Origin of the sequence: Mucilaginibacter sp. OK283 (genome assembly GCF_900110415.1) — a bacterium.
Lineage (GTDB): Bacteria > Bacteroidota > Bacteroidia > Sphingobacteriales > Sphingobacteriaceae > Mucilaginibacter.
In genome coordinates this window covers 202,580-214,145 of the sequence record NZ_FODR01000001.1, presented here as the reverse complement: position 1 = coordinate 214,145, position 11,566 = coordinate 202,580, and the positions used below count along the sequence as shown (strand labels likewise).

At 44.1% G+C, this 11,566-nt stretch carries 11 protein-coding genes; 9 read left to right on the top strand and 2 right to left on the bottom strand.

What is annotated here, in order from left to right; translation table 11 throughout:
- Positions 1–32: 32 nt before the first annotated feature.
- From BMX56_RS01060 to BMX56_RS01020, 8 genes are all read left to right on the top strand, one after another.
- The gene (locus BMX56_RS01060) at positions 33–1,469 is read left to right on the top strand and encodes a peptidylprolyl isomerase (RefSeq protein WP_090638639.1); all 1,437 of its coding nucleotides are present in this window, start codon (positions 33–35) and stop codon (positions 1,467–1,469) included.
- Between the two features lie 10 nt (positions 1,470–1,479).
- On the top strand, positions 1,480–2,442 hold the full coding sequence (locus BMX56_RS01055; RefSeq protein ID WP_090638634.1) for an AAA family ATPase: 963 nt from the start codon (positions 1,480–1,482) through the stop codon (positions 2,440–2,442).
- 12 nt (positions 2,443–2,454) lie between these two features.
- Positions 2,455–3,753 carry a leucine-rich repeat-containing protein kinase family protein gene (locus tag BMX56_RS01050; RefSeq protein WP_090638628.1) on the top strand — a complete coding sequence of 433 codons (1,299 nt, stop codon included), beginning with the start codon at positions 2,455–2,457 and terminating at the stop codon, positions 3,751–3,753.
- A gap of 339 nt (positions 3,754–4,092) precedes the next feature.
- A complete protein-coding gene (gene msrA, locus BMX56_RS01045) occupies positions 4,093–4,722 on the top strand; it encodes a peptide-methionine (S)-S-oxide reductase MsrA (protein WP_090638623.1) in 630 nt (209 codons plus the stop codon).
- Complete coding sequence (gene msrB / locus BMX56_RS01040) at positions 4,719–5,240, top strand: peptide-methionine (R)-S-oxide reductase MsrB (protein ID WP_090638619.1); 522 nt, start codon at positions 4,719–4,721, stop codon at positions 5,238–5,240. Before msrA ends, msrB begins: the two co-directional genes overlap by 4 nt.
- 97 nt (positions 5,241–5,337) lie before the next feature.
- Positions 5,338–5,913, top strand: coding sequence for a hypothetical protein (locus BMX56_RS01035; protein WP_090638616.1), 576 nt, complete (start codon positions 5,338–5,340; stop codon positions 5,911–5,913).
- Between the two features lie 182 nt (positions 5,914–6,095).
- The gene (locus tag BMX56_RS01025) at positions 6,096–7,211 is read left to right on the top strand and encodes a DUF6515 family protein (protein WP_177183676.1); all 1,116 of its coding nucleotides are present in this window, start codon (positions 6,096–6,098) and stop codon (positions 7,209–7,211) included.
- 166 nt (positions 7,212–7,377) lie between these two features.
- Entirely contained in the window at positions 7,378–7,722 is a 345-nt protein-coding gene (locus BMX56_RS01020; protein ID WP_090641567.1) for a four-helix bundle copper-binding protein, read from the top strand.
- Between the two features lie 106 nt (positions 7,723–7,828).
- On the opposite strand, the gene BMX56_RS01015 is transcribed toward BMX56_RS01020, so the two are convergent.
- The gene (locus tag BMX56_RS01015) at positions 7,829–10,339 is read right to left on the bottom strand and encodes a TonB-dependent receptor (RefSeq protein ID WP_090638602.1); all 2,511 of its coding nucleotides are present in this window, start codon (positions 10,337–10,339) and stop codon (positions 7,829–7,831) included.
- 80 nt (positions 10,340–10,419) lie between these two features.
- Positions 10,420–10,785 carry a hypothetical protein gene (locus BMX56_RS01010; RefSeq protein WP_090638598.1) on the bottom strand — a complete coding sequence of 122 codons (366 nt, stop codon included), beginning with the start codon at positions 10,783–10,785 and terminating at the stop codon, positions 10,420–10,422.
- Positions 10,786–10,995: 210 nt separating this feature from the next.
- Here BMX56_RS01010 and BMX56_RS01005 point away from each other — a divergent pair, with 210 nt between their 5' ends.
- Complete coding sequence (locus BMX56_RS01005) at positions 10,996–11,343, top strand: hypothetical protein (protein WP_090638594.1); 348 nt, start codon at positions 10,996–10,998, stop codon at positions 11,341–11,343.
- Positions 11,344–11,566: the final 223 nt, after the last annotated feature.

The following is an 11,566-nucleotide window of genomic DNA, read 5'->3' as shown; positions in this document are numbered from 1 at the left end:
ATTTCCGTTTTATTTAGTACATAAAGCATTACATGAGAAAGTTAGGGTTATTAGTTTTAGGGTTTATATCCATAATATCAGTTGCAAAGGCACAAGTTACATTAGATGCCACAGCAGCTAAACCAGATACCAACACGGCCAGAACACCAGGAAAAACATTAGATAAAATTGCCGCAATTGTTGGCAACAGCCCTATTTTATTGTCGGATATTGAACTATCATACGCCCGTTACCTGGTTGAGGGTATGCAGCCAAATCCGGCTGTAAAATGCCAGATACTGCAATCGTTATTAACACAAAAGCTATTGGCGCAACAAGCCGTTATTGATAGTATCGATGTAAAAGATGATGATATTGACGCCAGTGTTGACCGCCGTATGCGCGAAATGATGCAGCGTGCAGGTGGCCAGGATAAACTGGAAGCCTTTTTAGGCCGATCAATAATTCAGTACAAGGACGAGATTCGCCCCGACATGAAAGAGCAAATGATTGCTCAAAAAATGCAGCAAAAAATAACCGAAAAGCTAAATGTTACCCCACAGGATGTTAAAGATTATTTTAACAAAATGCCTAAGGATAGCTTGCCTTCATTCAACAAAGAGGTTGAGGTTGGCGAAATTGTTTTTCAGCCCAAACTAAGTAAAGAAGAAAAACAACTATATAAAGAAAAAGCCGAAGAACTGCTTGCCCGCGTAAAAAAAGGCGAAGATTTTGGAACTTTAGCACGTTTGTACTCGCAAGATCCGCAATCGGCAGTTGAAGGTGGCGACCTTGGTTTTGCCGATCGTACTACATTTGTAAAAGAATTTACTGCCAATGCCTTTAAGCTTAAAGCCGGAGAGATTTCGCCCGTGTTTGAAACCGACTTTGGTTTTCACTTTTTACAGGTTATTGAGCGCCGTGGCGAGCAGGTACACGTAAGGCACATCCTGATATCGCCGGCTACTACCCAAGCCAGCTTGGATAGGGCCAAAGCAAAAGCCGATAGTATTTATACGCTGATGATAGCGCATAAAAAAGATCTTGATTTTTCTGCTGCCGCGAATTTTTATTCGGACGACAAAGAAACCAAATTTAACGGCGGTATGATGCTGAACGCCGAAAACGTACAAACCCGCACAACCTTTATTCCTACTGATAAGCTTGACCCTAAAGTTGCCCTGGTTGTTGATACCATGAAAGTTGGCAGTATATCTAAACCCGATATATTTACCGGCGCCGATGGTAAAAAGAGCTATAAAATACTATACCTTAAATCAGCAACCGATGCACACAAAGCCAACCTTGCGCAGGATTTTCCTAAGCTGAAAGATTTTGCTTACCAGGATAAAAACACAAGGGTAGTAAACCAATGGTTTGATAAACGCCGTAAACAAACGTTCATCAAAATTGACCCTGAATATCAAACTTGCGACATATTGAAAAAGTGGTTAACACCTCCTGTAACAACAACTGCCCAAGCTAAATAATATATAACCTATGCCACACCGCTCTGATGTAGAAGCCGCAGATGCTTTAAAGCTGGCCTACCAGCAAATACGTGCCGAAATTGGCAAAGTAATAATCGGGCAGGACGAGGTGGTAAAGTTTGTGCTGATATCTATTTTTAGTAACGGCCATTGTTTACTGGTAGGCGTACCCGGTTTGGCCAAAACGCTATTGGTACAAACGGTATCGCAGGTATTAGACCTCGATTTTAAACGCATCCAGTTTACGCCCGACCTGATGCCGTCTGACATCATAGGGTCTGAAATTTTAGGCGAAGACCGTAATTTTAAATTTATACCAGGCCCAGTTTTTAGCAATATTATCCTGGCCGATGAGATAAACCGTACCCCACCCAAAACGCAGGCCGCTTTATTAGAGGCCATGCAGGAAAAAGCGGTTACAGCCGCCGGTATCACCCATAAACTGGCCCAGCCATTTTTTGTATTAGCCACCCAAAACCCCATTGAACAGGAAGGTACCTATCCCCTGCCCGAAGCGCAACTGGATAGGTTTATGTTTAATGTGGCATTAAACTATCCCTCGTTTCAAGAGGAATTGCAGGTTGTTAAAAACACCACCAGCACCTTAAAGGCCGATGTTAAAAAAATATTGAACGCCGAGCAGATCATTTATTTTCAGCAACTGGTACGCAACATTCCGGTTACCGATAATGTGATGGAATATGCTGTAAAGCTGGTATCAAAAACCCGCCCCAATACCCAGTTTGCCACGCCGCAGGTAAACCGTTTATTAACATGGGGCGCCGGCCCAAGGGCATCACAATTTTTGATACTTGGCGCCAAATGCCATGCCGTTATCAACGGAAAATATTCACCCGATATTGAGGATGTACAAGCCGTTGCCAAACCTATTTTAACCCACCGTATTGTGCGCAGTTACCACGCCGAAGCGGAGGGCCTATCTGCCGCCAATATCATTGAGGGGCTGTTTTAAGGAAACTCTGTCATGCAAACTTTATTACAGTTACAAAACGGCGAACTAAAAGGTGCCACTTCACTTACGCTTACAGAAGGACTGTCGCATTTCCCGGAAGAAATATTCGACCTGGCAGATACTTTAGAAAGGCTTGACCTATCCCATAACAACATCAGCGCACTACCTGCAGATTTTGGCAGGCTGAAAAAGTTGAAAATCTTTTTCTGTTCAGAAAATCGGTTTACCATTTTACCTGAAGTTTTGGCCGACTGCCCACTGCTGGATATTGCAGGCTTTAAATCAAACAAAATAGCTACCGTTTCTGCAAAATCACTCAATGCCAGCCTGCGCTGGCTAATACTCACCAACAACAGCATTACAGATTTGCCTGCCGCAATTGGCAACTGCAAAAGGATGCAAAAGCTGATGCTTGCCGGCAATCAATTGACCGCGTTACCATGGGAGCTTAGTAACTGCATCAATCTGGAGTTACTGCGAATTTCTGCCAATAGGCTAAGTGAATTGCCCCAATGGCTTTTACGTATGCCCAGGCTTTCGTGGCTGGCATTTTCCGGAAACCCTTTTTGTACCATTCCCGCTGTACAGCCCCTTGATCTTATCCATTGGGATGACCTGGAATTGAACGGGCACCTTGGCGAAGGCGCATCTGGCGTTATACACAAAGCTACCTGGCGCAACGCGACAGCAATGCAAGAGGTAGCCATAAAAATTTTTAAAGGTGCTGTTACCAGCGATGGCTCGCCCGACGATGAAATGGATGCTTGCATAGCCGCTGATGTTCACCCCGGGCTGGTACAACTGTTGGGGCAAATAAAAGGGCACCCCGAAGGTAAAAAAGGCCTGGTAATGGAGTTAATCCCTCCATCTTTTTATAACCTCGGCCTGCCTCCGAGTTTACAAACCTGCACCCGCGATGTTTTTAAGGAAACCCTTTCACTCACAACCCGGCAAATAGTCAAAATTGCTGCCACAATTGCATCCGTTGCGCTCCAGTTACATGACAGGGGCATAATGCACAGCGATATGTACGCCCACAACACCCTGATTGATGATGATGCAAACACGCTGTTTGGCGATTTTGGAGCTGCTTCCTTTTATGATAAAAACCATAGCTACATAGGCCCGGCACTTGAACGGCTTGAGGTAAGGGCGTTTGGCTGCCTGCTTGACGATTTGCTTAGTTTAAGTAACAAACCAAGCAACCAAACCCTGGCAAAGGTTGGTATTATCAGGGATGCATGTATGGCGCAGGATGTTTTATCGAGGCCGGATTTTCGCTATTTAAATGACGAGTTGTTAAAGTTATAACTTGCCAATCCGGGATAATCGTGGATCTCAGATTAAAACCGTGCACTCCTTCATAAGTACACCGCGAAGTGCTTTTTACTGAAATAATGGTTGCAAATAAATTACCTTATTTTTTATAGTAAACGAGGGCGCATCGATTTAAAAGCTGAGAAATTAAAGACGCCCTTACTGCGTCATTTTAAATTTGCATCTGTATCTGGCTTTGTTAACAAATTATCACCTTTGAGTAAAAATCTGTAAGGATATCCCCGAATTCCCGACTACATAGTTACCAAGCATCAGGTTTTTACGTTAGTAACATTAGCAGCAGAAACAAAAGCTGCACCGATCAATTAAAACATGAAAAAAATAACATTTCAATTCCTACTATTCATCATTACCGGGGCATCGGTGTTTGCCCGGCCTATCATTAAACCCAACAAATTAAACGCGCTCAAACTTGATACCGCCACTTTCGCCACCGGCTGTTTCTGGTGTACCGAGGCCAAGTTTCAACAGATAGAGGGTGTTGTAAAAGTTGTATCTGGTTTTGCAGGCGGCCACGTGGCCAACCCCAGTTATAAGCTGGTTTGCACCGGCACAACCGGCCATGCAGAAACCTGCAACATTATTTATAATCCGGCTAAAGTAACTTATGATGCACTGTTAGCAGCGTTTTTTGTAGCGCATGACCCAACACAGCTTAACCGCCAGGGTAATGATGTAGGTACGCAATACCGCTCGGCCATATTTTATCACAACGCGGCCCAAAAACAAAAAGCCGAATACTACATTAATAAGCTGAATGCCGAAAAGGTTTATCCCAACAAAATAGTTACCCAGGTAAATCCTTATACCGTATTTTACAAAGCCGAAGATTATCATCAAAACTATTTTAACCAAAATGGCGAGCAGCCTTATTGCAAATATGTGATACAGCCCGAACTGGAAAAATTCAGGAGTGTATTTAAAGGGAAATTAAAAAAATGAGATTAGCACTAATAATATTTGCCATTTTAATCGGCACAGCATGTGGCGCCAATGCCCAACATCTAAAATCAAACAAAGGGCACGAGAACAACCCCTATTACTCCAATACCGATACCAAACATTTAGCTGTGAGCGATGCCGAGTGGAAAAAGATCCTGTCGCCTGCTTTATATGCCACTGCACGTGAACAGGCTACAGAAAGGCCATTTACGGGCCGATATTGGGACAAAAATGCCAGGGGTACCTACTTTTGCGCCGTTTGCGGTAACGAACTTTTTCGGTCGGATGCCAAGTTTGCCAGCAATTGTGGCTGGCCCAGCTTTTACCAGGCAGTGCGTAAAAACAGCGTGATTTATAAAGAAGATAACTCCCTGGGCATGCAGCGTACCGAGGTTATTTGCGCGCGCTGCGATTCGCACCTGGGCCATATTTTTGACGACGGGCCACCACCTACTGGCAAGCGCTTTTGTATGAACTCGATATCGCTGGATTTTCAGCCCGATGGCTTGGGCAAATAACCTGTTTACCCGGCCTGAAATGTTAAATGTGATAATTTAACATTTCAGGCCGGTTTCTTTTCATCCAATATTCATTTATTCGCCTTAACTTTATCAAATGTCGTCGCATCATATCGTTCGCGAGAAACAGGAGCCTGCTTTACTTGTATTGGGGATAGATAATTTTGAGGAGGAACTGCTGGGGCAATTACTGGAGTGGAGTCCGACGGTGATAACAACCCCAGACACCGCCGAAAAGCTGAACAGTTTTGGTATTAAAATAGATTGGATTATTACTGATGATGACGGAGCGGTTTTCACCCAGTCTGATGTGAGGTTGATCGCTGCCGGAAACAGCAATATAACACAGGCAGCGCTAAAGTTCCTTACGATTAATAACTATCCCGCTGTTAACGTGATAACCGACGACCTGGAGCTGAGTGATTTTTTGCCTTATGCCGATAAAATTAACCTGGTTATTTTTAACGCCCGGCAAAAAATTTATCCGGTAACGTCGGGTTTCAGCAAGTGGAAACCGGCAGATGAGCAAATTGAATTATTGTCGCCAACAAGGGCACTTAAATACATCGGCTTGCTGGATAAAGGCCAAAACAGGTACCAAACAACTGTGGATGGTTTTTTTACCTTGAACTTTGATGAACCGTTTTTATTAATTGCCGAGACTTTAAATTAGTAAGCACAAAGCAATAAAAAGGCGATTTTGAGGTTGTTGTATAGATAATTTTTTTATTGGTTCGTTTTTTGCATTATTATATAAATTATTATTAAACATCAATTAAACCGTTTAAACATTTTTTAGTCTATATCTCTATACAAGGCGGGGAAACCTGCCGAACAGTTAAAAATCTTTCAATCATGAAAAGGACATATAAAAATTTATTTTCATTCGCTTTAGCCGGCTTATTGAGTTTGTCTTTAGCGTTTACCGCAAACGCACAGCGAGGTGGTGGCGGTGGCGGCGGCCAAAGATCTGGCGGCGGTGGCGGTGGCGGCGGTTCCCGGTCATCCGGCGGCGGTGGTGGCGGCAGTGTCAGTGTGTCACGTCCATCGGGGGGTGGCAGCATTGGTGTTGCACGCCCGTCATTCAATGGCGGCGGCAATCAGGGAGTTTCGGTAGCCCCTCCTTCACGTGGTTTTAGCGGCAACGGCAACATTAACCGTGGCAGCCAGGCAATTGCGCCCCAACGTGGCAATTATGGCTATGGTAACAGATCAAACAATGTGGCTATTGCGCCTCAGCGCAGCAGCATTAACGGTGGCGGCCAACGTGTATACAGCGGTACCCGCAGTTATAATAGTATTGACAGGCGTGCTTATAATGGTGGCCGCGGCAATTATTATAACGGCTCGGGCGGTTATGGACGAAGGGTTTATACCGGTAGCGCTTATCGCTATGGTGGCCGTGGTGGTTACTTTGGCAGCCATGTTTATTACCCATACCACAATTACTATTACTCGTACTATTACCCTCGTATAGGCTTTAGCATAGGTTTCCTGCCTTACGGATACTATCCATTCTGGTATGGCGATTACCAATACTTTTATAGCGATGGTTTATACTACCGTCAATATAATGATCAGTATACTGTGGTTGAGCCACCTGTTGGTGCCGAAGTTAAAAACTTACCATCGGATGCAAAATCTATTATGATTAACGGCGAGCAGTATTATGAATCAAATGGTGTATACTATCAGCCCTATACAAAAGATGATGGCACCCAGGTATACGTAATAGCCGGTAAAGATGGAGAGTTGAATACCGATAATGGTGGTAACGGCGATGTACAGCAAGGCCCGCAAATTGGCGATATTGTTACTCAGTTGCCAGACGACTGCCGCAAGATCAAGATCAATGGCGAAAAATTATTTGTCTCTCCTGACGGTTATTACTACCAGGAAAGCCAAAACAACAATGGCGATACCATTTACAAAATTGTTGGCACCCCATCTGACGAGCCAGATCAGCAATAATAAATAAAAATTCAAATATTATAAAAACAGGCCCCTTCGGTAAACGAAGCGGCCTGTTTTGTTTTGAGAGATTTAATTTGAGCATGGGTTTTCCGCGCAATTGAAATCCCTCAAAACATTTATCGCCCTACCGGTATTGTTATTAAACACGATAACAAATACAGATATGGAAAATCACGATCATAGCGCAATCATTCAAAAGTTGTTGAATTGCGTAGCAGCATGCGAAAACTGTGCAACAGCGTGTTTAAGTGAAGACGATGTACAAATGATGACAGACTGCATCCGGCTGGACCGAGACTGCGCCGATATTTGCGCCCTGGCCGCACGCCTGTTACAGCGGGATTCGGTAATAGCTCATCAGTACCTGGTGTTATGCGAAGAAATTTGCCGCCTTTGCGCAGCCGAATGCGGTAAATATAACCACGATCATTGTCGACAATGTGCCCAGGCCTGCCTGGTTTGTGCCGAAGCTTGTCATGAACACCATCAGCCAGTTACGCAGGATTAATAGTTGCTACCACATCAATTCAATTAAAACAACAAAGGCGAACTACCAGGATTTACCTGCATAGTGCGCCTTTGTTTTGTAAATGGACTTTGGGGTTAAAACGAGTTTAAGATTTCTTCCCGGCATTAAACCCAAACGGAACTACCACTTTAAAGCTGATGTTACGCCCCATGTTAAAAATACCGGGACGAACGCCCTGTGGTACGGTTGGATTATCAAAATACTTTAGCCTGCTCATGTTTGATTGGTAATTAACGTTGGCCAGGTTGGTACCTTCAATAAATAATTTAATTATCGGTTGACCTGCCCTGTTCACAATATTGCCACCAAAACCGGCGCTTAACAAGTTATAGCCCGGCGTATAGGTTTCTGTTCCATAAGCCGAAAAGAAACGGCCTTGGGCGCTGTAGTGGTCGAAACCAACAAATACGTATAGGTTCTTGAAATCGCCAAAACCGCCGTTGAGGGTGCCCCGCAGTTCAGAGTGGGTATGCAGTGGCGGTATAAATGGCAGGTATTTCAAACTATCGGCAACAGCCCCCCCGTTACCTTTATTTTCGCCATAGGTCAGGCTCATAGCATTTTCAAAATGCAACCACGAAATAGGGTGTAAATCTACATTTACCTCGCCGCCATAAATACGGGCTTTGCTTTGTACATAGGTAAATGTAGTGTAACCCTGGGTGTAAACCGGGCTGCCATCCGGATTTAAGATCTGTTGCTGGTAAATGTAATTGGAGATATCGTTATTAAACAATTCAATACTGGCTGTTACATTGGGCAGCGTTAAAAACGTGCCTATATCTTCCTGTAAGCTAAACTCCGGCTTAAAGTTTTTATCGCCGATATGGTAAATCTGCGAGCCCGGATCTGGCCCGTTGGCCGATATCTCTGCAATACTTGGCGCCCTGAAACCACGCGAAATATTCGCCTTTACTAAAAATGCGTCAGATACATTGTAAGTAGCGCCAAAACTGCCCGAAAAACCCCGGAAAGTTTTATTGAAAGCATCAAACTGTGTTTTTACATTTGGTGTAGATGTTGGGTTTGCGCCGGTATATAACTGCGGAAAACCATTTGCACCCAGAGTATCCACATAAGCGGCGCTGCTGCTAAATGACCGGTTATCAAACCTTGCGCCCGCCGACAGATCAAGCTTGCCATAGCTTTTCTTTACTACAAAAAACGGCCCTATGTCAAACTGGTGATATGCCGGGATAGGGAAATCGGTAGCATCACCAATAGTATTATTTTGATATTGCCCATTGATGCCCAACGTAGTTTCATAATCGTTCCCCAGGTTAAAGTTGTATTTAACATCATAGGTATAAGTAGTTAAATGCAGGTTAAGCCCTGCAATATCACCAGCCTGGGGGTGGGTATACTCACGCCTGTGGCTGTATTGGTAGCCCAGGTTTACAACCAGGTTACCATCGCCCAGCCTGAAGTTGCTGTTGTTGTAAATTCGGTACAGCTGCACATGCTGGTGCAGGGTAGGAATCGTATAACTATTTAGCACAGATTGGGGTACTATGGGCCGGAAGGCATCATCCTCGGTTATCTGGCGGGTAAACTGCCGGGTTAATGAATCGCGGCTGCCGTCGGGGATGGATTGCTCGTCGTCAAATACCGAGGCGTTCAGGTACGACGTACCCCATGATTTATTTAAGCCCACCATTACACGGGCGTCCTTTTCTTTATAGTTGGTACCATAAACCCGGCCGTCGTGCTGATTCTGGTAATTTTTGCCCTCTTTGGCCGATACAACAGTTCCCCATACAAGGCCATTTTGATTGCCCTGCAAACGGAACGACCCGTTCAACAAGCCCTGGTTGGTGCCATAAATCCCTTGCACCGAACCGGCTATAGTGCCTTCGGGAACTGGTGACGGCGAAATCAAATTCACCACCCCGCCAATGGCATCCGAACCGTAGGTTAAACTGGCCGGGCCTTTTATTACCTCCACACGGTCAACCGAGTTTTGGTCAACCTCAATGCCGTGCTCATCGCCCCATTGCTGGCCTTCCTGGCGTATGCCATCCATCAGCGTAATTACCCGGTTATACCCCAGGCCATGAATAAAGGGTTTAGATACGTTTGGCCCTGTTGTAACGGCACTTACACCCGGCAGCGTAGCTATCTGGTCAATAATATTGCCCGATGCCGCACGCTGCTCTAAATAGGCCTTACCAACAGCCAGCATTGGCACGGGGCTGCGCTTTATTTCGGTGGCCTTGCTTACGCCGGTTATAACAACCTCGCCGGCTTCAACAGATGATGTTTGCATTTTTACATCGTACACCTTTGTTTTCGAAAAATCAACGCGTTGGTTGATGGTTAGGTAACCAATATAACTTACCTGTACCAGGTAAATGCCTTTAGGGATATTGTTAAACGTATACTTGCCATCTGCACCGGTAACTGCGCCTTTACGTAAATCGGGGATGGTAATAGTAGCGCCAATAATGGGTTTGCCGTCCGCCTTATCGGTAATGGTGCCGGATAATGTCCCGACAACATCTTCGGGCAAGTTTTTAAGAATATGGGGGGCAATATGTGCCTGTGCACCAAAACCTAAAAATAATAATATATAGAAGCTAATCAGCTTTAATTTCATAACAAGAATGGAGTGTAAATCAATAAAATACCGCTCATAAAACGGCTTTCTTCGTAAAAAATGATAACAGGATGAAATTGTTACGAAAGCACCGGCGGGGCACGACCGGCAGCCAGTACCAGCGAAAAGTTTACAAAATCATAGTCGCAAGCCTTAAAAACATGCATCACCGCTGTTTGGTGCGTTGCATATAAAGCATTATCAACTACCGCGAAGTTGTGGTGCATGGCATCGCACATATCGCATTTTTCTTTAACCGTTTGTTGTGGATGGGTATTGGATATAGATACCGATTTTGAAATACCATTTAACAAATGATGCTGGTGTGTATAAACCATATACTGCCCTGCAATAAAGCAAACCAGCAACAGCCACGAGTAAATGATATTTACCTTGTTTTTCTTCACGTCAACACCCTTTTTGCAGGATATAGCAAAAGTAAGCATTTAAACGGGCAATTTAATGCAACATTGTAACAATTGTGATAAGTTCATGGTTGATGGTTCATAGATCATGGCCGCTTCGCCTGTTGCCTGTTCCTCATATCCGCGTTTGATCAAACAAAAAACCATATGGCGATCCGGAGTCTATTACGTTGATAACATTTTGCCATGATCAATGAACCATCAACCATGAACTAAGCTATCTTTGCTGATATGAAACCGGCAGAAATTAATATTAAGTGGGGTGCGTTGCAAAACCGTATTGCCGAAGATTTTGATAACGAGAAACCCGATATAAAAGTACTATTGTTTTTAATTGGCGTTCAGGAACTTGGCCAGGGGCCGCGCAAATTCAGCAAACGTCAGAAAGAAGAACTGATGCATATTGCCAACTGTAAGCTCATGAGCATGATGGGTTTTTACGAACTGGAAGGCCTTGACCAGGATGGCTGGCCGCACTGGAAACTTGTTAAAGTTATTCCTAATTATACCATGTTGGAGCAGGAAATGCTCATAAAGTCATTAATCATCACTTATTTTGAAGAGCTGGGGGTGATATAGGTGGTGAATGGTTGATTGGGTTAATTAGGTGAGTGGTTAGTGAAGCAATCGTTGTTATTCAAATACAGTTGTTACTCATTTCAATTAGATTATCGGTTATTGTGATTATTATTCCAGAAATTCTGTAATTTCCTAAATTCGACGAACGGCGTAACCCTCTTGAACACCTTTTAAAACAAACACCAAGTGAAAAATTCAGGTTCAGACAATATTCTGCTAATTC

What these genes read in the sequence shown, in the direction of transcription:
- BMX56_RS01050 (WP_090638628.1), top strand. Translation starts at nt 2,455, where the DNA reads ATGCAAACTTTATTACAGTTACAAAACGGCGAACTAAAAGGTGCCACT.
- BMX56_RS01025 (WP_177183676.1), top strand. Translation starts at nt 6,096, where the DNA reads ATGAAAAGGACATATAAAAATTTATTTTCATTCGCTTTAGCCGGCTTA.
- BMX56_RS01015 (WP_090638602.1), bottom strand. Translation starts at nt 10,339, where the DNA reads ATGAAATTAAAGCTGATTAGCTTCTATATATTATTATTTTTAGGTTTT.
- BMX56_RS01005 (WP_090638594.1), top strand. Translation starts at nt 10,996, where the DNA reads ATGAAACCGGCAGAAATTAATATTAAGTGGGGTGCGTTGCAAAACCGT.
- BMX56_RS01055 (WP_090638634.1), top strand. Translation starts at nt 1,480, where the DNA reads ATGCCACACCGCTCTGATGTAGAAGCCGCAGATGCTTTAAAGCTGGCC.
- BMX56_RS01060 (WP_090638639.1), top strand. Translation starts at nt 33, where the DNA reads ATGAGAAAGTTAGGGTTATTAGTTTTAGGGTTTATATCCATAATATCA.
- BMX56_RS01010 (WP_090638598.1), bottom strand. Translation starts at nt 10,785, where the DNA reads ATGCTTACTTTTGCTATATCCTGCAAAAAGGGTGTTGACGTGAAGAAA.
- BMX56_RS01020 (WP_090641567.1), top strand. Translation starts at nt 7,378, where the DNA reads ATGGAAAATCACGATCATAGCGCAATCATTCAAAAGTTGTTGAATTGC.
- msrA (WP_090638623.1), top strand. Translation starts at nt 4,093, where the DNA reads ATGAAAAAAATAACATTTCAATTCCTACTATTCATCATTACCGGGGCA.
- BMX56_RS01035 (WP_090638616.1), top strand. Translation starts at nt 5,338, where the DNA reads ATGTCGTCGCATCATATCGTTCGCGAGAAACAGGAGCCTGCTTTACTT.
- msrB (WP_090638619.1), top strand. Translation starts at nt 4,719, where the DNA reads ATGAGATTAGCACTAATAATATTTGCCATTTTAATCGGCACAGCATGT.